This is a genomic window from Bacillus sp. FSL K6-1560, assembly GCF_038592935.1.
Classification (GTDB): Bacteria; Bacillota; Bacilli; order Bacillales; family Bacillaceae; genus Bacillus; species Bacillus subtilis.
On record NZ_CP151946.1, the window covers coordinates 2,861,770 to 2,881,577 of the forward strand.

24 protein-coding genes and 2 pseudogenes are annotated in these 19,808 nt (G+C 44.0%); 8 read left to right on the top strand and 18 right to left on the bottom strand.

Annotation, left to right across the window (positions count from 1 at the left end; all coding sequences use genetic code 11):
• Positions 1-130: 130 nt before the first annotated feature.
• Together htrA and NYE22_RS15265 are read left to right on the top strand one after the other, a co-directional pair.
• Positions 131-1,489: a serine protease HtrA gene (gene htrA / locus NYE22_RS15260; protein ID WP_015715749.1), complete on the top strand. Its 1,359-nt coding sequence runs from the start codon at positions 131-133 to the stop codon at positions 1,487-1,489.
• A 157-nt stretch (positions 1,490-1,646) separates the two neighbouring features.
• The gene (locus NYE22_RS15265; RefSeq protein ID WP_166668692.1) at positions 1,647-1,823 is read left to right on the top strand and encodes a hypothetical protein; all 177 of its coding nucleotides are present in this window, start codon (positions 1,647-1,649) and stop codon (positions 1,821-1,823) included.
• A gap of 183 nt (positions 1,824-2,006) precedes the next feature.
• Here NYE22_RS15265 and NYE22_RS15270 read toward each other — a convergent pair whose 3' ends face one another.
• The 4 genes and pseudogenes from NYE22_RS15270 to NYE22_RS15285 all read right to left on the bottom strand — a co-directional run bounded on the left by NYE22_RS15270 (position 2,007) and on the right by NYE22_RS15285 (position 6,326).
• Positions 2,007-2,978, bottom strand: a complete 972-nt coding sequence (locus NYE22_RS15270) for a glycosyltransferase family 2 protein (protein ID WP_015715747.1) — start codon at positions 2,976-2,978, stop codon at positions 2,007-2,009.
• Positions 2,979-2,989: 11 nt separating this feature from the next.
• Positions 2,990-5,158, bottom strand: coding sequence for a glycosyltransferase family 39 protein (locus NYE22_RS15275; RefSeq protein ID WP_161985945.1), 2,169 nt, complete (start codon positions 5,156-5,158; stop codon positions 2,990-2,992).
• A gap of 7 nt (positions 5,159-5,165) precedes the next feature.
• A pseudogene (locus NYE22_RS15280) lies at positions 5,166-5,267 on the bottom strand (hypothetical protein); the annotation flags it as partial.
• 108 nt (positions 5,268-5,375) lie between these two features.
• A complete protein-coding gene (locus tag NYE22_RS15285; RefSeq protein ID WP_015252261.1) occupies positions 5,376-6,326 on the bottom strand; it encodes a ring-cleaving dioxygenase in 951 nt (316 codons plus the stop codon).
• A gap of 388 nt (positions 6,327-6,714) precedes the next feature.
• Between NYE22_RS15285 and steT the strand changes: the two genes are divergently transcribed.
• From steT to spoIISC, 6 genes are all read left to right on the top strand, one after another.
• Positions 6,715-8,031, top strand: a complete 1,317-nt coding sequence (steT, locus tag NYE22_RS15290) for a serine/threonine exchanger (protein ID WP_015252262.1) — start codon at positions 6,715-6,717, stop codon at positions 8,029-8,031.
• Positions 8,032-8,306: 275 nt separating this feature from the next.
• Complete coding sequence (locus tag NYE22_RS15295; protein ID WP_003218470.1) at positions 8,307-8,924, top strand: DUF47 domain-containing protein; 618 nt, start codon at positions 8,307-8,309, stop codon at positions 8,922-8,924.
• A 12-nt stretch (positions 8,925-8,936) separates the two neighbouring features.
• The gene (locus NYE22_RS15300) at positions 8,937-9,938 is read left to right on the top strand and encodes an inorganic phosphate transporter (RefSeq protein WP_021479458.1); all 1,002 of its coding nucleotides are present in this window, start codon (positions 8,937-8,939) and stop codon (positions 9,936-9,938) included.
• Between the two features lie 109 nt (positions 9,939-10,047).
• Entirely contained in the window at positions 10,048-10,794 is a 747-nt protein-coding gene (spoIISA, locus tag NYE22_RS15305; protein ID WP_003244695.1) for a toxin-antitoxin-antitoxin system toxin SpoIISA, read from the top strand.
• Entirely contained in the window at positions 10,794-10,964 is a 171-nt protein-coding gene (spoIISB, locus tag NYE22_RS15310; protein ID WP_003232646.1) for a three component toxin-antitoxin-antitoxin system antitoxin SpoIISB, read from the top strand. Before spoIISA ends, spoIISB begins: the two co-directional genes overlap by 1 nt.
• A gap of 85 nt (positions 10,965-11,049) precedes the next feature.
• Positions 11,050-11,187 (top strand): three component toxin-antitoxin-antitoxin system antitoxin SpoIISC, encoded by a 138-nt coding sequence (gene spoIISC / locus NYE22_RS15315; RefSeq protein ID WP_003232648.1) that lies wholly within the window; start codon positions 11,050-11,052, stop codon positions 11,185-11,187.
• Positions 11,188-11,224: 37 nt separating this feature from the next.
• On the opposite strand, the gene NYE22_RS15320 is transcribed toward spoIISC, so the two are convergent.
• The 14 genes and pseudogenes from NYE22_RS15320 to NYE22_RS15385 all read right to left on the bottom strand — a co-directional run bounded on the left by NYE22_RS15320 (position 11,225) and on the right by NYE22_RS15385 (position 19,799).
• A complete protein-coding gene (locus NYE22_RS15320) occupies positions 11,225-12,118 on the bottom strand; it encodes an N-acetylmuramoyl-L-alanine amidase (protein ID WP_015715742.1) in 894 nt (297 codons plus the stop codon).
• A gap of 12 nt (positions 12,119-12,130) precedes the next feature.
• Positions 12,131-12,394: a phage holin gene (locus tag NYE22_RS15325; protein ID WP_014479566.1), complete on the bottom strand. Its 264-nt coding sequence runs from the start codon at positions 12,392-12,394 to the stop codon at positions 12,131-12,133.
• A gap of 12 nt (positions 12,395-12,406) precedes the next feature.
• Complete coding sequence (locus NYE22_RS15330) at positions 12,407-12,676, bottom strand: hemolysin XhlA family protein (protein WP_014479565.1); 270 nt, start codon at positions 12,674-12,676, stop codon at positions 12,407-12,409.
• Between the two features lie 52 nt (positions 12,677-12,728).
• Positions 12,729-13,568, bottom strand: coding sequence for a phage-like element PBSX protein XepA (gene xepA, locus NYE22_RS15335; RefSeq protein ID WP_124073160.1), 840 nt, complete (start codon positions 13,566-13,568; stop codon positions 12,729-12,731).
• 46 nt (positions 13,569-13,614) lie between these two features.
• Complete coding sequence (locus tag NYE22_RS15340; RefSeq protein WP_014479563.1) at positions 13,615-13,779, bottom strand: XkdX family protein; 165 nt, start codon at positions 13,777-13,779, stop codon at positions 13,615-13,617.
• Entirely contained in the window at positions 13,776-14,105 is a 330-nt protein-coding gene (locus tag NYE22_RS15345; protein ID WP_032725528.1) for an XkdW family protein, read from the bottom strand. Before NYE22_RS15345 ends, NYE22_RS15340 begins: the two co-directional genes overlap by 4 nt.
• Positions 14,106-14,116: 11 nt before the next feature.
• Positions 14,117-15,844, bottom strand: a complete 1,728-nt coding sequence (locus tag NYE22_RS15350) for a terminase (protein WP_250620363.1) — start codon at positions 15,842-15,844, stop codon at positions 14,117-14,119.
• 93 nt (positions 15,845-15,937) lie between these two features.
• Positions 15,938-16,201, bottom strand: a pseudogene (locus NYE22_RS15355) (terminase); the annotation flags it as partial.
• Positions 16,202-16,203: 2 nt separating this feature from the next.
• Complete coding sequence (locus NYE22_RS15360) at positions 16,204-16,476, bottom strand: hypothetical protein (RefSeq protein ID WP_003232665.1); 273 nt, start codon at positions 16,474-16,476, stop codon at positions 16,204-16,206.
• On the bottom strand, positions 16,473-17,051 hold the full coding sequence (locus NYE22_RS15365) for a YmfQ family protein (RefSeq protein WP_342411954.1): 579 nt from the start codon (positions 17,049-17,051) through the stop codon (positions 16,473-16,475). The genes NYE22_RS15360 and NYE22_RS15365 overlap by 4 nt, the downstream gene beginning before the upstream one ends.
• On the bottom strand, positions 17,035-18,081 hold the full coding sequence (locus NYE22_RS15370; RefSeq protein ID WP_326243181.1) for a baseplate J/gp47 family protein: 1,047 nt from the start codon (positions 18,079-18,081) through the stop codon (positions 17,035-17,037). The genes NYE22_RS15365 and NYE22_RS15370 overlap by 17 nt, the downstream gene beginning before the upstream one ends.
• A complete protein-coding gene (locus NYE22_RS15375; protein WP_326243182.1) occupies positions 18,074-18,499 on the bottom strand; it encodes a DUF2634 domain-containing protein in 426 nt (141 codons plus the stop codon). The genes NYE22_RS15370 and NYE22_RS15375 overlap by 8 nt, the downstream gene beginning before the upstream one ends.
• Positions 18,500-18,555: 56 nt before the next feature.
• Positions 18,556-18,822 (bottom strand): DUF2577 family protein, encoded by a 267-nt coding sequence (locus NYE22_RS15380; RefSeq protein WP_015252273.1) that lies wholly within the window; start codon positions 18,820-18,822, stop codon positions 18,556-18,558.
• Complete coding sequence (locus NYE22_RS15385; RefSeq protein ID WP_326243183.1) at positions 18,822-19,799, bottom strand: phage portal protein; 978 nt, start codon at positions 19,797-19,799, stop codon at positions 18,822-18,824. The genes NYE22_RS15380 and NYE22_RS15385 overlap by 1 nt, the downstream gene beginning before the upstream one ends.
• Positions 19,800-19,808 lie beyond the last annotated feature (9 nt).

Here is a 19,808-nt window from a genome sequence, read left to right on the forward strand (position 1 = left end):
TTTCCGCACTTTTTCACAATTTCCCATAATCTTTTCATTTTTATCCCACAGTTTTTGTTTATGATAAACTCAAGTCATAAACCTATCAATATAAATAGACATGTGAAAATAGAGAAACGGAGTGAACATGATGGATAACTATCGTGATGAAAACAGAACGAAAGGTAATGAGAATGAGGTCTTTTTAACGAAAGAGAACGATCAGAGCACCTCCTACTCGGCCCGCAATGTCATTCATGATCAGGAGAAGAAAAAACGAGGATTCGGATGGTTCAGACCGTTGCTTGGCGGAGTGATCGGCGGCAGTCTTGCCCTTGGCATTTACACGTTTACACCGCTTGGCGACCATGATTCTCAGGACACTGCAAAACAATCATCCAGCCAGCAGCAAACGCAATCTGTTACAGCAACAAGCACCTCCTCTGAATCTAAAAAAAGCTCATCAAGCTCAAGCAGCTCATCTGCATTCAAGAGCGAGGACTCTTCTAAAATCTCAGATATGGTAGAAGACCTTTCACCAGCGATTGTCGGCATTACAAATCTTCAGGCACAATCAAACAGCTCTTTGTTCGGCTCTAGTTCTTCTAATTCCAGCGAAGATACAGAAAGCGGTTCAGGGTCAGGTGTCATTTTCAAAAAAGAGAATGGCAAGGCTTATATCATTACAAATAACCATGTCGTAGAAGGGGCATCATCACTGAAGGTATCTTTATATGACGGCACTGAGGTTACTGCAAAGCTGGTAGGCAGTGACTCGTTAACTGATTTAGCCGTCCTCCAAATCAGTGATGACCACGTCACAAAAGTGGCAAACTTCGGTGATTCATCTGATCTCAGAACAGGCGAGACCGTTATTGCGATTGGGGATCCGCTTGGAAAAGATCTGTCCCGCACAGTAACACAAGGAATTGTTAGCGGCGTGGACAGAACGGTTTCAATGTCTACATCAGCCGGCGAAACGAGCATTAACGTCATTCAGACAGACGCAGCAATTAATCCAGGTAACAGCGGCGGTCCTTTGTTAAATACAGACGGCAAAATTGTCGGCATTAACAGTATGAAAATCAGTGAGGATGATGTTGAGGGTATCGGATTTGCCATTCCAAGCAATGACGTAAAACCGATTGCTGAAGAACTGCTTTCTAAAGGACAAATTGAACGTCCATATATCGGTGTCAGCATGCTTGATCTGGAACAAGTGCCGCAAAATTACCAAGAAGGCACACTCGGCCTGTTCGGCAGCCAGCTGAATAAAGGTGTTTACATCCGTGAGGTCGCTTCAGGCTCTCCTGCTGAAAAGGCCGGATTAAAAGCGGAGGATATTATCATCGGCCTAAAAGGTAAAGAAATTGATACAGGCAGTGAATTGCGCAATATCTTATATAAAGACGCAAAGATCGGTGATACCGTTGAAGTGAAAATTCTCCGAAACGGCAAAGAAATGACGAAAAAAATTAAACTTGATCAAAAAGAAGAGAAAACTTCGTAAGACATAATGCCTCAGGCCGCAAAAGCGGTCTGAGGCTTTTTATTAGATAAAAGACCTAATTGTTCTATGAAACTTTCTGACGAGATATCCGTATATCATACAGATTGACATCATTCTCATCAGACGCTAGAAACATCGTTTGCCAGGAGGCATGAACATGAAAACCGTGGGACTGAGTATGATCTGCGCAGGATTGGCTTTTCTTTTGCTGGGCTTTCTTCTATCTGAATCGACGTTGACGTGGGGAATTGTATTGGGTACCAGTATTCTATTAAACATAACTGGTACGGCTCTAATCATGCGTTTCTTAAAAGCCCCCCAATCTAACAGCTGACATGCAGCAAAGCCGATGACGAAATCTTTAAGTTTTGCTGTTTTTATTTCGGCATGACTGAACCGCAGTACAAGCTCACAATCTCTTCTTTACCCAATTTCCATATATCTATCAGCATCTTTTGCTTTAGATCGTGCGCAGAGCATAAAAACCCCCTGTCCGTAACGGACAGGGGGTTTAAGGTTATGACATATGCTGGTCTCTATAGAGTCTTTTATTTTCAATTCCATACGATTTTTGGACGATGTAAAGCGGCCTGTCTTTGGCTTCATCGTAGATTCTGCCGATATATTCGCCGATCACGCCCAAAATCAGAAGGACAATGCCGCTGAACAGGAGCTGGATCACAATAAGTGATGACCAGCCGGTAATCGTGCTGTCTGTGAATAGCTTCAGATACAGCACGATAAACATATACAGAAATCCAGCACCTGACATTAAAATCCCCGCATAGCTTGCCAGCTTCAGCGGTTTATGTGAAAATGTCGTGATGCCGTCCATTGACAGCTTCAGCATTTTCTTGAGCGGGTACTTTGTTTCTCCGGCAAGCCTTTCATCACGTACATACTCGACCGCTGTCTGTTTAAAGCCCACCCAGCTGACTAGCCCTCTGACAAATGGATTTTTTTCTTTTAATCTCTTCATTTCATCACAGACTTTTCTGTCCATGAGACGAAAATCCCCCGTATCAATCGGGATATCAATATCTGTCATACCGCTGAGAAGCCGGTAAAACATAGCCGCGGTTTGTTTTTTGAAAAAGGTTTCCCCTTTTCGTTTAGTCCGCACGGCGTACACGACCTCATAGCCTTCCTTCCACTTTTCAATCATATCTAAAATCAGTTCAGGAGGGTCCTGCAAATCGGCGTCAATGACGACGATTGCATTCCCCTGTGCATAGTCCATACCCGCCGTAATGGCGATCTGGTGTCCAAAATTCCTTGAAAAATCAATAATTTTCACTCTCGGATCGATCAGGCTGTGCTCTCTTAAAATCTCAATACTGCGGTCTTTGCTGCCATCGTTGACAAAAAGCAGCTCGTAGTTTTCCTTCGTTTGATCCATGACCTCTTTTAAGCGCTGATAGGTTTCATGAATGACAAGCTCTTCATTATACACAGGTACAACAATTGAATATTGAATATGTCTGCTCATGTTTTTGCCTCCTATTCATCAGCATGTAGTTCGTATAATGTTGCTGACTGATTCATTCCGCCAGGTCCGCCCATTTTTCCGTTTTTACCTGAAGCCTTGCTGCTTGATGTATCAGCTGAATCAGTATTTTCTGTTTTTTGATCAGAACTTGATTGCCATTTTTCTGATGCTACTTCTTTTCCATTTTTCTCAACCCATTCAACAATGTCATTGTTTCCGCCTCTTCCCATTCCAGAAGCCAAGAAGTATTTCACTTTTCCTTCTTTTACAAGCTTTTTGAATTGAGTCAGCGTGATAGCCGGGTCAGAACCGCTGAATCCGCCAATAGCCATGACAGCTTTTTTCGTTTTAATGATATATGGTGCCGCTGTGTTCGAATCGGTTGTGGCGAATAGGTATTCAGCTCCGGAGTTATTCTCCTCTAGATATTTGATCTGTTTTTCATTTACAGTCGCATCAGACATTCCCATGCCTTTTCCGCTCATTGATGCGAGCTGAGGGCCTGTTTCAGGCAGTGAGCTGTTGCCTCCGTACAGAAGTGGTGTACTTGCCCAATAAATCGGCATCACCAGCAATGCGAGGAGAGCTGCAAGTGAAACATAATAACTGAACGGTTTTTGGCGCTGTTTTAACAGCAGCAAAGCAATTGCTGACAACACGCCGATAACACCTACACCGATGCTCCAGCCTGCACCGATTTGATCGTTGTAGTTTCTGAGAATAAACAATTCAAATCCAGTTGTCGCAATAATTGCTCCCGGCAAAAGCCATGCTTTCCAGCCTGTCTGATTGCGGTACAGATGAACAAGAGCAACCCATCCCGCACCGACAAGAGCCGCAATCGGCGGTGCCAGCATGATGAGATAATAATGATGGAAAAATTCTGCGACACTGAAGAATCCGGCAATCGGTACAAGCCACGCAACCCAGAACACCGTTTCCTTCTGCTCTATAGATAATCTTCTTCTTTCTCTTGCGCCAGCGATCAGTAAGCCTGCGATTCCAAATATCGCAAATGGCAGAAGCCAGCTGATTTGATCAGATAACTCTTGTTGGAAAAGCCGCAGTGGACCAGGTGTTCCCGTTCCAAACATCCCTGAACCTGATTGCATTTTCGAACCGGTTCCTGTACCGCCTTTCCCTCCGTCTCCGCCGGGTCCGCCTTGGCCGCCATCTCCGCCGCTTGGAGGGCCTCCTTGACCGCCGCTTGGCATTTCTCCTCCGCTTGGCATTTGGCCATTGGATGGAGGTGCCGTCATATTGCCATTTGAGGATTTACCATCGCTTGATGAGCTGCTGCTTGATGACTGATTAGGCGGTGCTTGAGTGTTATCAGAAGAAGACATTTCTTTTGAAGCGTCTTTGTTTGGCGCACCCTGGCCGCCGCCTGAATTTTGGCCTGTCAGCCGCTGGATTCCGTTATAGCCGAAAGCCAATTCCAAAACAGAGTTGGTTTGGCTGCTTCCGATATAAGGCCGCTTGCTTGCAGGGATATTGTCGACAATGAGCGGCCACGATAACGAAACGGCTGCTAATACGGCTAACGCACTTACCAGCGAAATGATTTTTTTCTTCACCGCGGCATTTGCCGCAATCAAATAGAACAATAGGAAGGCCGGTAAAATCATGTAAGCCTGCAGCATTTTTGTATTGAAACCTACCCCAACAACGAAAAATGCCGCTAACAGCCAGATCAGCTTTCCTGTTCTGATCGCTTTAAAGAGAAGCCATGTAGCAAGCAATAAGAAAAATACCAGTAATGCATCAACATTGTTTGTACGTGCTACAGCTACAGCTATCGGCGTACATGCCATAACAAATGAGGCAATACGCGCCGCCGTTTTTCCGAATGTCGGCTTTATCAGCAAGTACATAAGAAGGACTGAACCTACACCCGCCAATGCCTGAGGCAGAATGACGCTCCACCCGTGCATACCGAATATCAGTGCGCTGATCGTTTGGATTTGGTATGTAACAGGCGGTTTATCCACTGTTATAAAGCCGGCAGCATCGAACGAAGCATAAAAGAAATTATGAAAGCTTTGCATCATACTTGTAACTGCCGCGGTGTAATAAGGATTCACCGTATCATCATTCCAGATGTTATAGATATTTAAGAATGCAGATGCGAGCAAAATGAGGATGAGGAAAATATCCAGCTCGCGTTTTTTCTTTTCCACTTATTTTTCACTCCTTTTTGTCTAACTTTGAAATAGTGTAACAAGCAAATATGAATAAACTATTAATAAACAAAGACAATATTTTTGCCGAGGCCATTTCATGCCAATCATCCTATATACAGCTGGTTTCAAGCCCTTTCTCCAAATCGTAATCGGCGATGCGTTTTCCCAAAATAAAAAAGCCTTCCGGCACGCCGGAAGGCAAATGAATCACAATTTACTGGATCGGTTTCAATTTTGCTTCAATTTCAGCTCTTCGATGCTCAAGATACGGCGGAAGAGCGATCGTTTGGCCAAGCTCATCAAGATTTTCATCTACCATAAAGCCCGGTCCGTCTGTTGATAACTCGAACAAAATGCCGTTCGGTTCTCTGAAATACAGCGCCTTGAAATAGTAGCGCTCAACTATGCCTGAATTGCTAAAGCCTTCACGGCTGATGATCCGGTGCCACCCGGCAAGTTCTTCTTCATCTCTTACCCGAAATGCGACGTGGTGAACACTCCCTTTGCCTTGACGCTCGCGCGGAAGATCGTTTCTTTCTATTAAATGGATTTCCGTTGCAGCACCGCCTTCTCCTGATTCCAGAATAACGGCGGTTCCTTGCCCTTCGACTGGTTCACGGCTGATTTCTGTAAATCCAAGAATATTCGTCAATACGTGTAAGGTTGGTTCAGCATATGGCACAGTCAGTTCAACCGGCCCTAACCCGCGAAACGAAAATTCTTCCGGTATGCCGCTCTGTTTAACAGGCAGGCCATATCCTTTTCCTTCCTCATCAGCAGTCAGCACAAGTCGCTGCCCTTCATGATCTTGAAATGCCAATATGTCACGTCCGGCTCTTTTGGAGATGCCGCTGTGCGTTACTTGCTGCTCTTCAAAACGTTCTTTCCAGTAATGCAGGGCTTCTGTGCTTGGGACGCGCAAACCAATAGAAGAAATACTGTTTGTTCCCGCATGAAACGGTGCAATGCGGGGAATCTCGAAAAACGTCAGCTCAGTTCCCGGGTTTGCCACTTCATCTCCGTAGAACAGATGGTACATTGTCGGTTCATCCTGATTGACGGATTTTTTGACGAGCTTTAATCCTAATACTTTCTTATAGAAATCCAAGTTTTTTTGTGCGTCGGCCGTTAATGCCGATACGTGGTGAATGCCGTTAACTTTCATATGCTGTCCCTCCAGGTTATTTTATCTCGATTTCGAGATATCATATCATAATTGTATATTTATTGTTCTAATAACAAAGTATTTTATTCGCATGAGAAAGTCAACATATCAGCTTCACCGAAGGTTCGTTCATTTTCTGAATTCTCATCTCCCCTCTGTACTGGCTAAAATCCTAATACAGAAAACACGAACTTTACAAATAAACATCATGAATTTTATTCGTTTATAGATTGTTAAAACAGGTGTTTCCACAGTTTTATCTGCTGTACACAAAGCAAATTTCGAAAATCAGAAAATTTATTTTATTTCACTTTTCTAAAATAGGGTTTACAATATGAAAAAATAGATTCTTCAACATGAAGCTTCAACATCCTAGGAGGTTAAGGACATGCATACTGAAGACAACGGTTTGAAAAAAGAGATAGGCCTCTTGTTTGCCCTTACTCTTGTCATCGGAACCATTATCGGTTCTGGTGTTTTTATGAAGCCCGGCGCTGTGCTTGCTTATTCAGGTGATTCAAAAACGGCGCTTTTCGCCTGGCTGTTAGGCGGTATTTTAACACTGGCGGGCGGTTTGACAATCGCGGAAATCGGAACGCAGATTCCAAAAACCGGCGGGCTTTATACGTACCTTGAAGAAGTGTACGGCGAGTTTTGGGGATTTTTGTGCGGCTGGGTGCAGATTATCATTTACGGTCCGGCGATTATCGGCGCGCTGGGTTTATATTTTGGATCTTTAATGGCGAATCTTTTCGGCTGGGGATCTGGACTATCAAAAGTCATTGGAATCATAGCAGTTCTCTTTTTATGCGTCATTAATATTATTGGTACAAAATATGGCGGTTTTGTCCAAACGCTGACAACGATCGGAAAACTGATTCCGATTGCCTGCATCATCATCTTTGGCCTTTGGAAAGGCGATCAGCACATCTTCACAGCAGTAAACGAAAGCATTTCCGATATGAACTTCGGGGCGGCTATTTTAGCTACGTTGTTTGCTTATGACGGATGGATTCTCCTTGCCGCTCTCGGCGGAGAAATGAAAAATCCCGAAAAGCTGCTGCCACGCGCTATGACGGGCGGATTATTAATTGTAACGGCGATCTATATTTTCATTAATTTTGCATTGCTCCACATCCTGTCAGCGAACGAAATAGTCACGCTTGGTGAAAATGCGACAAGCACCGCGGCAACCATGCTGTTCGGGTCAATTGGTGGAAAGCTGATCAGTGTAGGGATTATCGTCAGCATCTTTGGGTGCTTAAATGGAAAGGTGCTTTCTTTCCCGCGTGTTTCATTTGCAATGGCGGAACGCAAACAGCTTCCATTTGCTGAAAAACTGTCACATGTACACCCGTCGTTCCGCACACCATGGATTGCAATTTCTTTTCAAATTGCTTTAGCTTTGATTATGATGCTGATCAGCAACCCTGATAAGCTCTCAGAAATCTCCATTTTCATGATCTACATCTTTTATGTGATGGCCTTTTTTGCAGTGTTTATTCTCCGCAAGCGAGCAAAGGGAAAAAAGCGCGCCTACAGTGTTCCGCTTTATCCATTTATGCCAATTCTGGCAATCGCGGGCTCCTTCTTTGTGTTAGGCAGCACACTCATTACAGATACAATGAGCTGCGGATTATCCATCCTCATCGGCCTTGCCGGACTGCCTGTCTATTACGGGATGAAAAAACGAAAAGCAAGCTGATAAAACGGTTCCCTTGTTTAGGGAACCGTTTTTTGGTGAAACAGAAGATAAAAGTTGACAGGAAAAACACAACTTTTGATATACTTTTTACGTTAAGCAGAAAGTTTTTGCAAACTTGGGTCGTTTTTTTAAAGCGAAGTAGGTCAAAATAAGGAGACACGATTTATCAAAAAAGTCAAGATACGTTTTTTTCGACTTTACCTGTTTTTTTTCGACAAAAGGCTATATAATAATTTGATGTGTGCATTGTTCATTCAAACTATGGAGGGTTTTTAATGATAAGAAGAAAAAAAGATAAGTTCTCACTCCTTTTAACAGAAATTGCAAAGAACATAGACGAAACTGCAGAATATTTTGTGAATTTTAAGGTCACTAACCAAACGACTCTTAAAGAATTTGCAGATACGTTAAAGGAATATGAAACAAAAGGTGACAATCATGTTCATGTCATGATTAAAGAGCTTAACAAAGCGTTCATCACTCCTATTGAGCGCGAAGATATCCTTCAGCTGACAAACAGCTTGGATGATGTGCTTGACGGAATCGAACATTTCTCTGCCATGATGGAGATTTTCTCAATTACTTCATCAGACGAGCATATCGATAAATTCAGCGGATACATCAGAGAATGCGCGAAAGAGATTTTGATTACGATCGAGCTGCTGGCAGAAAATCGCTTAAAGGATATTCAGCCTCACGCAATCAAAATAAAAGAGTATGAGCACAGCTGTGACAACTTGCACAGAAAATCATTAAAGAATCTTTTCGGAAATGAAACAGACCCAATCAAAGTCATTCAATATCGTGAAATTTACGAAACGCTTGAAGAAATCGCCGACTCTTGTCAAAGTGTTGCCAATAATCTTGAAACCATCATTATGAAAAACGCGTAACGAGGGGTAAAAATGGATATTCTATTAATATTAACGATACTAATAGTCATTTGTGCTCTGGCGTTTGATTTCATCAACGGGTTTCATGATACGGCAAACGCAATTGCGACTTCAGTATCAACAAAAGCGTTGAAACCGCGCCATGCCATTATATTGGCGGCTGTGATGAACTTTATCGGAGCAATGACGTTTACAGGTGTTGCCAAAACCATTACGAAAGACATCGTAGATCCTTATACGCTGGAAAATGGCTCTGTTGTCATTTTGGCTGCGCTACTCGCTGCAATTGCCTGGAACCTTATCACATGGTACTACGGTATCCCAAGCAGCTCATCCCATGCCATCATCGGCGCTATTGCCGGTGCAGCCATTGCGGCAGCCGGATTTACAGCGTTAAACTATAAGGGCTTCATTAAAATCATTGAAGCACTGATTCTATCACCAATTATTGCCTTTGTCCTTGGTTTTATTCTTTATAGCATCGTTAAGCTGATTTTCAAAGACAGCAACTTGGCGAAAACGAATAAGCAATTCCGCAGAGTGCAGATTGTAACAGCTGCCCTGCAATCGTATACACACGGAACAAACGATGCGCAAAAAGCAATGGGAATTATCACAATGGCTCTCATCACAGCGAATTTACATACTTCTGCTAATGATATTCCTACCTGGGTGCAATTCGCCTGCGCGACAGCCATGGGTCTCGGAACATCAATCGGCGGCTGGAAAATCATCAAAACCGTTGGCGGAAAGATCATGAAAATCCGTCCGGTAAACGGTGTTTCCGCTGACTTAACCGGAGCAGCCATTATTTTCGGCGCCACGTTTATTCATTTGCCGGTCAGTACAACCCACGTCATTTCTTCATCAATTCTTGGCGTCGGTGCGTCCCACCGCGTAAAAGGCGTAAACTGGGGTACGGCCAAGCGAATGCTCATTACATGGGTCATCACGCTTCCTATTTCAGCGACACTTGGTGCCATCGCCTACTTTATTTTAAATATGATATTTTAATGTCACACCGCTTCTGTCAAAGGAGCGGTTTTTTTGATGGAACAGGAAAACCATCCGGATCTCTCGAATACAATAAGCAGAACCTATTTCAGATGTGAGGGATTCGAATATGGTTTTATTCTTTCAGATCATGGTCTGGTGCATCGTGGCCGGACTGGGGTTATACGTGTATGCCACGTGGCGTTTCGAAGCGAAGGTCAAAGAAAAAATGTCCGCCATCCGGAAAACTTGGTATTTGCTGTTTGTTCTGGGCGCTATGGTATACTGGACATATGAGCCCACTTCCCTATTTACCCACTGGGAACGGTATCTCATTGTCGCAGTCAGTTTTGCTTTGATTGATGCTTTTATCTTCTTAAGTGCATACGTCAAAAAACTGGCCGGCAGCGAGCTTGAAACAGACACAAGAGAAATTCTTGAAGAAAACAACGAAATGCTCCACATGTACCTCAATCGGCTGAAAACATACCAATACCTATTGAAAAACGAACCGATCCATGTTTATTATGGAAGTATAGATGCTTATGCTGAAGGTATTGATAAGCTGCTGAAAACCTATGCTGATAAAATGAACTTAACGGCCTCTCTTTGCCACTATTCGACACAGGCTGATAAAGACCGGTTAACCGAGCATATGGATGATCCGGCAGATGTACAAACACGGCTCGATCGAAAGGATGTTTATTACGACCAATACGGAAAAGTGGTTCTCATCCCTTTTACCATCGAGACACAGAACTATGTCATCAAGCTGACGTCTGACAGCATTGTCACGGAATTTGATTATTTGCTATTTACGTCATTAACGAGCATATATGATTTGGTGCTGCCAATTGAGGAGGAAGGTGAAGGATAATGGAACGTGCGTTTCAAAACAGATGCGAGCCCAGAGCGGCGAAGCCGTTTAAAATCCTGAAAAAACGTTCAACCACCAGTGTCGCAAGCTATCAAGTCAGTCCGCATACAGCAAGAATCTTCAAAGAAAACGAACGGCTGATTGACGAGTATAAACGAAAAAAAGCATGATCACACTAAAAGGACAAGGGAAAACAGCTCTTGTCCTTATTCCTTTTCTTAAAGGGTTACATATAATAAATACAAACAGAGGATAATGTCAGGTGATACAGTGAAAAAATTGGTGAGGCGTGTGAAGTTTGTTGATTACGGAAGGTTTGGGCTTTCCGGGTACTCGCTTCGGGTGAGGGAGCGCAGTGCTGGAATTATTAAAAAGTTGAAGAAGAAAAAATAAATCCCGGAACCAGCTCCGGGATTTTTGTGGTCTGTGATCAGCTTAATTGCGCTGCGATCTTCGCTTTCGTCGCAGGTCCGTAAATACCGTCGGCAGTCAGGCCGTTAACAGACTGAAAACGCGCGACTGCGTCAGCTGTTTTCGGGCCGTAAATGCCGTCAATTCCGTTGTTGACAGCGCCTTTATCAGGGTAAAAATACAGAGCCGCAAGTGCTCGTTGCACCTGAAAGACGTGTTCTCCTGAGGTATAAGGTGTTGTCAATTGAATGATACCATCAGGGAGCGGATAGAGCTCGGGTTCTTCAGTGGACGATGGAGCACTTACAATTAATACTTGACCAACGCGAATAAGATTCGGGTCTTCGATATTGTTCCACTCTTGCAGCTGAGCAACCGTAACACCAAATGCTCTCGCTATGGATGTGAGCGTGTCGCCCTGTTTCACGACGTAAGTTTGGCTGCCGCCTCCCCCAATTCCTGCTTTGAACGAATCCCACGTATCTAACAATTTTCGCGGACATTCCTTCCCTGACCAATACTTATGAGGGACGACATTGGCGAGACTGATATTTTGTTCAGCCATTAATGTTTTGATGAGCCACTGGGCATTTGCTGTTGCTTTTTCAAAATCGCCATCGGCATTTTCGCAAATTTCAATTCCGATAGAAGCCCGGTTGCCACTGCCATTTCCGTCTCCCGCATGCCAGCCGTTTTCATTCAAAGGCAGATGCTGATAAATTTCTGTATCATCAACTGTAAAATGCCAGCTTGTCGTCGTATCAGGATTTTTCAAATAGCGGGCATGCGCTGCAGCATCTGCCCCTACTGCGGTATTCGCTGTATTGTGCACCGTAATGTAGAGCGGCGTCATTGCGTAGCCTGGACGGTTATTTGCGCCAACCGGAATAAAGTCTTGAATAATGTTAACCATTTTCATCTCTCCTTATTTCGTCAGATTATTGTCCCTTAACAAGTCGCGCTGTTTTTTCCCTTTTTCTGTTATATAGTTGTTTTTAAACCAAGCGGCAAGTGTCGTTCCAATTGTAAATGCAATGGAACCGGCTGAATAAAGGGCGTCAGCGAGCTGATTGACCTGCTCCTCCTGAATGTCCAATGGTGATTTGCCGAGCATCAGCATGGTCTGGTTGATTAAAGCAATTAAAAGAAGCACCGTCCTGATGACCGTGCCCTTGTCAAACGTGTTCATGAAAATCCCCCTTTAATGCTGCAGCAGGCTGTACATAATGGCGATGGCTCCGCCAATGATGCCTGTAGACACTGCTGTAATGATGGCACCTGTGATGGTGCGTTTAATCCACGTGGTGTTTTCTTCAATTTTGTTTAATTTTTCGTTCAGCGTCATGATTTGCTGGTCTTGCCGGTCAGACACGCGTTCTAATGCAGAAACCCTCTGCTCAAGTGCTTTGTGCTCGCCTTTCATGTCTAATAAATCTTGCTGAAACACATTCACATCTGCCTCTTGCTGCATCTCTCACTCCTCCTTCACATGCAGATCACCTCCCTTCCGAGGGCCGAGACTGTTATGAAACCGCGGTCCCTTTTACCGAAAGAGTACCGCCGGTGATACTGTTAATCTCCATGATAATCTCCTTAAACCCTTTAATATCAAAGGCCCATGCCTCGGCTTTTCCTAATGTACTGGAGGCAGTGGTAGCATCATCAGTTTTCACGCCTCTGATCGGCAGTTTCTGTCCTGACACCGATTTGCCCCAAAATTTGACTTCGCTCATTTCTGCTGTGCCGTAGACTTCAACGAGTAAATGCGCGGCACCGTCAACAGGTAAGGCAGCCCCCTCGCCGGCGGACTCTGCATTTTCATGAAAGACAAAGTCAAATATTTTGCGAGCCTCGACTTTCAGCCGTCCATCGTGTGTTTGATTATCCGCAAAGTCAATCTGTAAAGGCGTTTTTCCATTGACACGCACATCCATCTCACCCGCACCGACTGATTGGTATAATACAAACTCAGATTGCTGAAGATTCCCGTTCACATAACGGAAGCGGTAATAGCGTTTAGAAAGGTATACCCAGTCCGTCGCTGTCAGGACACCTGCTGCGACATTAACTGCTGCTGTCGTTGTCCAAACATTGTTGTTGTCGCTTTCTTCTATAAAGAGCGTACCTTCACGATCTGCATACGCCCAGCCCTTCACTTTCGAAATCAGAACTGCGCCAAGCCTGTCCTGCCCGAGCTGACTATATGCCTCAGTCGCCTTTAAGGAAGCATTTGTTAAAATCTCCGCTACGCCTGACAAATTCGAAACAGGTGTCACAAAATCATTTTTTCCTCCTCGATAGGGCTTTACAGCGCCGGCTTTTCCAGTCCTATCGAGAGGAAATTCATATTGATACTTCACCATCTTCATCCTCCTTTGATCTAAAAACAGGCAAAATAAAAAAGCCTTACTACATGGCTTTACCGGTAATTTCTTTATACTGGTCAGCTGTGATCAGCTTTTTGTTCACACCCTCTGCCAGATCCTCAATTGAACAGTCTTTATATGCTAATGCTTGCTTTACCATATCCGCTGTCGCCCACTCATAATAAAGGGCTAGCACCCAATAATTCATTCAGAGTAATCTCCTTTCAAAGAAAGTAGTGAAAGCTTAATACCTGCCAGCTCGCTTCCCAAAGTTTTGTTCAGCTCTTCAAGCTGCTTACGTGCCAACTTTTCCTGCGACAACTCCTGAGCGAGAAGCTCTACCTGATCGGGCGGCTCATACGGCGGATTTTTTTGTGATTCCTCCCACCAGGATTCGAGTTCTGCCTGAGTCGGCAACGGGGCCCGGAGATTCCATTTCTCAATGTATGAACCGTTCCCGTCATTACGCAATTCAAAATCCTTTCTCGATACTGCGTTTGGATACTTGTACATAATGGCATCATATAAGATCATAAAGGTACCTCCTAAACTCTCGGGTAATTTCTTCCGCCGATTTCTGTAATATCAAAGTAGTTATACCACCCTGAGTTATCAGTGATATACCGTGAAGTATTACCATCATAACCCACATAAAGATACATCTCTATATAGTCACCCTTATCAGCTGGAACAGTGGCAGCTCCATATACTCCTACATTGAAATCTGTGGTATCAGACGGGCTTGCAGGGCTATTTCTATAATGTGCTATATTTTTATAAATCGTTCCGTTCAAGTAAATCTCTAATTCATAGTTGGCATATCTCTGAACGTTTTCAATATATACACCGGCATTGACTAAAAACATTCCGCTGTTTGGACAGATAAACCGGCAATTATTAATGTCAAAGGCATTATGACTGTCCTTTATCTTTCTATTAAAACCAATTTTCTGTTTTTCACCTTTAATCAGAAGTTGCTTCCCGGTTGTTCCTATATTCGCATGTGCAAACCCTGATACCTTTTGCCATGCGGTCCACCCAGAACCATTCCACCAATGACGAATCCATGTTCCAGTACTATCAAAATAACTATTTGATTCATTTCCAGTACCGTAAAAAAATTGAGTGAATCTATAGTCATGATATTTCTCATTTTTCACGATTCCATAACCAAGGGGATAACCAGTAGTATTTCCTTGACCAATATCCATAATAGTAATGCCTTTAGGATAGTCGTTTCCACCTATCCTAGCATCTGTAATAGCATTAACTCCTGTAAGAACTGTGAGTTTTTCATTTGAGTAGTTAGCTTGCACAAAAGACTTTGCATCAGAAAGAGCTTTGTCTGCTTTATTCTGAGATCCCGTTTCCGTCTCCAGTTTATTCCACCCTTTAAATACACCATCTGTATGAACTGATCCAAACCAAAGCGTATTATCATAACTTCTGGACGCAAAAATTGATTTTCTTCCAGAATCTCCTTCAATAACATCATAATTGAACCAAGAACCATCGCCATCAGCAGGACTATTAATCATGGTAGTTCCCGCACCATAATAAAAACCTGTAGTTAATGAGAGTATATCTGTACTATCCGGTATACGAGTTCTTTTCCCATCATCTCTGGTTAATTTAGTTAATTGAGCAGCATCCCATTTCGATCTTTCAGCAGAAGTGATATGCACATAAGAGTTTTTTGCGTGCTCATCAACTTTCTTTTGTGCTCCATCTGTAGTTTCTAATTCAAGCCAATCAGTCCACACATTGTTTGCCAATGATTTTCGAAAAGTTCTATTATCATTTGTCATTACTATTACATGCCCATATGTCCTTCCAGTACTGCACATCCAGATTCCTCGACCTCCACTAGGCGGGGCATTTGCTGCAGTTTTTTCATATGAGAAATATGTCAATGTTGGGTAATTTTGAAGCTCTGTGTGGAAATCAGTTGTTAAGTTAAATAAAGGCTGACCGTCATCACCTGATATCTTACTTAATTGAGATTTATTCCATTTGTCTTTTTCTTTCTGAGTAACGTGTATTTCAACTTTTTCTTCATGGCTATTTACCTTTTTTTGAGCGCCTTCTTCAGTTTCATACTTTACCCAATCGGACCAGGTGCCACCAACTAAAGACTTCCTCCATAAGCCTCTATCATCGGATAAAGCTATTGCTTCACCATATGTCGGGGAAGAATATAGATAAATGCCGCGTGTAGATTGAGGCGGTGTATTAATCCCTTCTTTTAATGTATAGAAAGTAAAGGTTGTCATTTGAGCTGTTGCTACACTATGAAAATCATAACCTTGTCCAATTTTGATTAAGACTGAACCATCATCATTTGTAAGTTTTGACAACTGCGCATTATTCCAAATCACTCGTTCATTATTTGTAACATGCCGCACCTGATCTTGCTCATGCTTGTCAAAATCCTTCTTCGCCGCCTGCTGCACATTATCCACGTTCCCCAGCCCGATTTGCGCCTTTGTTGTGTTGTGGGGGTTGTTCATGTCGTTTTTGTGAGCAGCCAGATCGGTGTGGGCGTCTTTTATTCCTTTTTCCCAGCGGTTGACGTCATCTTCGTTGATTGGGTCGTCCGGAAGCCAGTCTGTTTTTTCTTCGTATGCCATGTTTACACCACCTCAAAAGTAAATCTGAAATCGAGTGTTCTGTTTTCGCTGACGTCCAGGTCAGTCTTTCTCTCTGTAATGACGTTGCCCAGCTCGTCAAAAATTTGTACCGTTTCGATATGCTTGATGTCTTCCTCACGTTTTGTCAGAACGGTGACGGTCGCACCGTCAATGGCAAGCTCTACTATTTCTGTTTTTTGGCCGTTGAGCAGCACGTGATCGATTCTGCTTTTTAGATCAGCCGCTGTGCGTTCTCTGTATATGGTTGAAATCAAGTTAAAACCACCTCATTGTTGTTAAGAGTGACAGAATAACCGACCTTGAGCTCACTGGCTGTTCGGTATCTGCGGTGATTCAGGATGACTGTATCTTTGATTTGTAGCGTCTCATTCAATCCGCCTCTGAGCGTATACGCCAAATGAGCGGGTTTCATGTTTTCTATCGCTTCGATCAGCTCATTCATGTGCTGGAGGTCATCAACATTGATATCGACGTTAAATCGGTATTCGCCGGGAAGCAGGCGGACCTGTGCAGACGGGTTTTTCAAGAAACGGCTTACCGCCTGCTCAATGGCCCTGTATGTGATTGGCGGGATGTTCGACATTTTGGAAATGAGCCTCAATCGTCTGATCTCATCAGTGTCACCTGATTCCCGCGGTACGTTTAAAATCTTTTCCCAGCGGCTGAGCCCCCATGTCGCCGTCGGTACGAATAACTGATCCGTCAGATCAAATATGCTGTCATTTTGTTTATCAAACTCAGGCGCTTCCGCTTTCAGCAGCTCAGCCATTTCTTTAAGGCTGGTAAGAAACGGCGGCAGATACGCTGTCATGTCATCTTGTTTGCTCAATGATCTTCACCTGCCCAAGCTTAGGAATTTCCACGTCGCTCAGCACCAGATTTTCAGACGTGCCGTTGATTTGAATATTGGAGTAGTCACTGACTGATGGTGAATTATAGACGATATTGTTAATTTGAGAAAGGCGGATGACGTTATCTTCAAAAGCCATTTTCTTAAAGAGATTTAAAACGCCTTCCTCAATTTCTGACTTCACTTCATCAATTGAGTGATTGATCTCAGGCAGCACTTCGGCAGAAATCTCAACTTCTTTCCAGACCGCGCTCTCCACTGTGACAACGGCTCCGATTGGCGCCTGTCCCTCTCCCTGTCCTGGTTCAGGGTCGATATAATCTTTCACTTTTTGAATTAAAATAGGAGAAGCGGGCTCAAGATTCGCATTGGTGACGACAATTTTGACCGTGCCTTCACCGTTCCAAAGCGGGAAGATCTTTGCCTTTCCCACACCGTCCACTTCCTCAGCCCACTCTTTATAATGCATTTTATTGGCACTGACGGCCTCACGCCGAACCCTTGTAAAATACCGTTCTCGCAAGCTGTCATCTCCCTCTTCCTCGCGTCCCGGAATCAGGATTTCTTTGACTATGGCCGTTTCTAAACCGGGAATGGTATCCAATGACAGTAAATTACGTCCGGTCAGATTGGCGTTTCCCGCTTCACCAGGTGTTTCACAGATGAGCGTCCCGTCTGCCGTATATTGAAAATAAAGATTATCCACGTAAAAGCGTGAGCCGACAGGAATAGTAACTCCAGATGTAAACTCTCCCGCTCTGACCGCCTTTGTCGCGGCTGTCCGTTCAATTCCCGCTTCCACTGCACGCCTGTCTAAAAATTCGCCTTGTGCGGTATCAGAAAAAACTAGCTCAAGCACAGTATCCAGCCATATATAAGACTTCGCAAGCTCGGCCGCCGCCGGGGCTAACGCATTATAAATGACGCTGCCTTCTCTTGTGTCAATATCTGCGGAAATGCTGTTCAGCATACGCTCCATAATCGCTTCAAAAGTCTGATCTTCAAACATCTTCGCCAATCACCTCCTCAATCTCAAGCGTTCCTTCATCCGTCTCCACCACGAAGGACACATGAAACGCGTCGCCTTGTTTTTCAATCTCAAAATCTGTTACAGCCGATATCCGGTCATCATAAACCAGCGCCTCTTCTATCAGCCTCGGGATCTCCATCTTTTTATAGGCATCCGTCGTCTCATGATCTGTCAGCACATCCTGAAGCTCGTTTCCGACATTATGGCTGTATATGGAATACGCATAGCGTTCTGTCTGTAAGGCGATATACACGAACTGCCTGATCGCTTCAAGCCCGGTAATCAGCTCATTCGTAATTCTTCCGTTTTCAAAATCTATTTTGTACGTTTGCGAGGTTTCAATGATTTCGCTCTCCTCTTCAATATCTTCAAACTCCACTTCTGGTGTCAGGGCCATGATGCCCACTCCTTTTACATGCTAAATAAAAACCCCTTCGTACTGAAGCGGTTTGTCTATACCTTATCTAAAATAAAAAACGATTGCCCGCCAGTCAGAGCCGCGGTCATGAGGCGATCCCCCGGCTCGAGTGCATCGTCTCCTCCGGACTGCATTCGTTTTGGGATAATGATGGCGTCTTCCGGTATGATCAGTTTGCTGTTTTCTTTTAATTTGATTTCCACAGGAGAAACTGAAACGACTTCAGCCGGGAGCAGTTCTACCGGAGACTCAGCGTCAATTGCGCCGACTGCCAAATGTTTTATAGCCTCACTTAATCTCATCAGGATACTCCTTCCGGCATCGTATTCTTTTCGACAACATCGATCGTCATCGTATGTTTCGTTCCTTTAAATTCATGCCGGTCCGTATCTACCCAATAGGTTTTCTTGATACCGGCCTCTGGAATCGAAATATAGACGGGCAAGCCGCTCTGCACTTCCGGGATGCCCACTGCCTGAATATTTTTCAGTTCTTTTTTCACGCCCTTTTTTTCAGCAAGGCGTACATCTGCCCGCTGCTGAAGCTGTGCCTGGTTGATGTCATCTGTGACCGTTTCCGTATATTGAAGCACACCGTATTTATTTAAGCCTGAACTGTCCTTAGCAGAGGCTTTATATGTCTTATTGTCCTTTTGCCGGCGAAGCACCACCCGAGTAGCAGTGTCGTTTATAGAAGTGCTGTATTGGTAGCCTGTGATATTGACGCCCGTTTCAAGCACCCATAGCTCTGACAGATCTGGCCAAGCGCGCAGACCGAGCTTTCCTTTTTCCGAATACAGCTGGTAATGTCGTCCTGTCTGGCTTTTCGTCTGTTTCAGCGCTTTTAATATGATGTCATACAATGTCGTATCATTTTTAATGACAAGACTTTTGATCGTATGGCCTGTGTTCGCGATCGAGGTTGTCGGTATCTGGAAGTCACTAGCAATCCTTCTGATGATCTGGTCGGCCCGCTGATTGGAAAACACGTACATATCCTGGTTTTTGACCAGGTACTGCAGCATGTCATAAGCGCTGAAGGCAAGCGTATGCTCGTCCGGGGTTCTTGCAAAAACAATGCCCCGAAACAGCTCTTTTCCCTTCCATTTAAACAAGACCGTATCTCCTTCTGAGACACTGTAATACGTCTGGTCGCCCTGTTTGGTGACGATGGTCGCTTCAATGGAGCGCGGCGCCTGATAACGATGGCCTTCAAGCGATACGCTTTCTGCAACCAGCTCAAGCCACTCTGTGTCTTTAATGACGAACAGTTCTATCATCATACATCA

Excerpts from the sequence above, each read along its gene's own strand:
- NYE22_RS15345 (WP_032725528.1), bottom strand. The coding sequence starts at position 14,105 with ATGATCTTATATGATGCCATTATGTACAAGTATCCAAACGCAGTATCG.
- NYE22_RS15295 (WP_003218470.1), top strand. The coding sequence starts at position 8,307 with ATGATAAGAAGAAAAAAAGATAAGTTCTCACTCCTTTTAACAGAAATT.
- spoIISB (WP_003232646.1), top strand. The coding sequence starts at position 10,794 with ATGGAACGTGCGTTTCAAAACAGATGCGAGCCCAGAGCGGCGAAGCCG.
- xepA (WP_124073160.1), bottom strand. The coding sequence starts at position 13,568 with ATGGTGAAGTATCAATATGAATTTCCTCTCGATAGGACTGGAAAAGCC.
- NYE22_RS15350 (WP_250620363.1), bottom strand. The coding sequence starts at position 15,844 with ATGACAACCTTTACTTTCTATACATTAAAAGAAGGGATTAATACACCG.
- NYE22_RS15375 (WP_326243182.1), bottom strand. The coding sequence starts at position 18,499 with ATGGCCCTGACACCAGAAGTGGAGTTTGAAGATATTGAAGAGGAGAGC.
- steT (WP_015252262.1), top strand. The coding sequence starts at position 6,715 with ATGCATACTGAAGACAACGGTTTGAAAAAAGAGATAGGCCTCTTGTTT.
- NYE22_RS15385 (WP_326243183.1), bottom strand. The coding sequence starts at position 19,799 with ATGATAGAACTGTTCGTCATTAAAGACACAGAGTGGCTTGAGCTGGTT.
- NYE22_RS15300 (WP_021479458.1), top strand. The coding sequence starts at position 8,937 with ATGGATATTCTATTAATATTAACGATACTAATAGTCATTTGTGCTCTG.
- NYE22_RS15370 (WP_326243181.1), bottom strand. The coding sequence starts at position 18,081 with ATGTTTGAAGATCAGACTTTTGAAGCGATTATGGAGCGTATGCTGAAC.
- NYE22_RS15330 (WP_014479565.1), bottom strand. The coding sequence starts at position 12,676 with ATGCAGCAAGAGGCAGATGTGAATGTGTTTCAGCAAGATTTATTAGAC.
- spoIISC (WP_003232648.1), top strand. The coding sequence starts at position 11,050 with ATGTCAGGTGATACAGTGAAAAAATTGGTGAGGCGTGTGAAGTTTGTT.
- NYE22_RS15380 (WP_015252273.1), bottom strand. The coding sequence starts at position 18,822 with ATGAGATTAAGTGAGGCTATAAAACATTTGGCAGTCGGCGCAATTGAC.
- NYE22_RS15340 (WP_014479563.1), bottom strand. The coding sequence starts at position 13,779 with ATGAATTATTGGGTGCTAGCCCTTTATTATGAGTGGGCGACAGCGGAT.
- NYE22_RS15320 (WP_015715742.1), bottom strand. The coding sequence starts at position 12,118 with ATGGTTAACATTATTCAAGACTTTATTCCGGTTGGCGCAAATAACCGT.
- spoIISA (WP_003244695.1), top strand. The coding sequence starts at position 10,048 with ATGGTTTTATTCTTTCAGATCATGGTCTGGTGCATCGTGGCCGGACTG.
- NYE22_RS15265 (WP_166668692.1), top strand. The coding sequence starts at position 1,647 with ATGAAAACCGTGGGACTGAGTATGATCTGCGCAGGATTGGCTTTTCTT.
- htrA (WP_015715749.1), top strand. The coding sequence starts at position 131 with ATGGATAACTATCGTGATGAAAACAGAACGAAAGGTAATGAGAATGAG.
- NYE22_RS15325 (WP_014479566.1), bottom strand. The coding sequence starts at position 12,394 with ATGAACACGTTTGACAAGGGCACGGTCATCAGGACGGTGCTTCTTTTA.
- NYE22_RS15285 (WP_015252261.1), bottom strand. The coding sequence starts at position 6,326 with ATGAAAGTTAACGGCATTCACCACGTATCGGCATTAACGGCCGACGCA.
- NYE22_RS15270 (WP_015715747.1), bottom strand. The coding sequence starts at position 2,978 with ATGAGCAGACATATTCAATATTCAATTGTTGTACCTGTGTATAATGAA.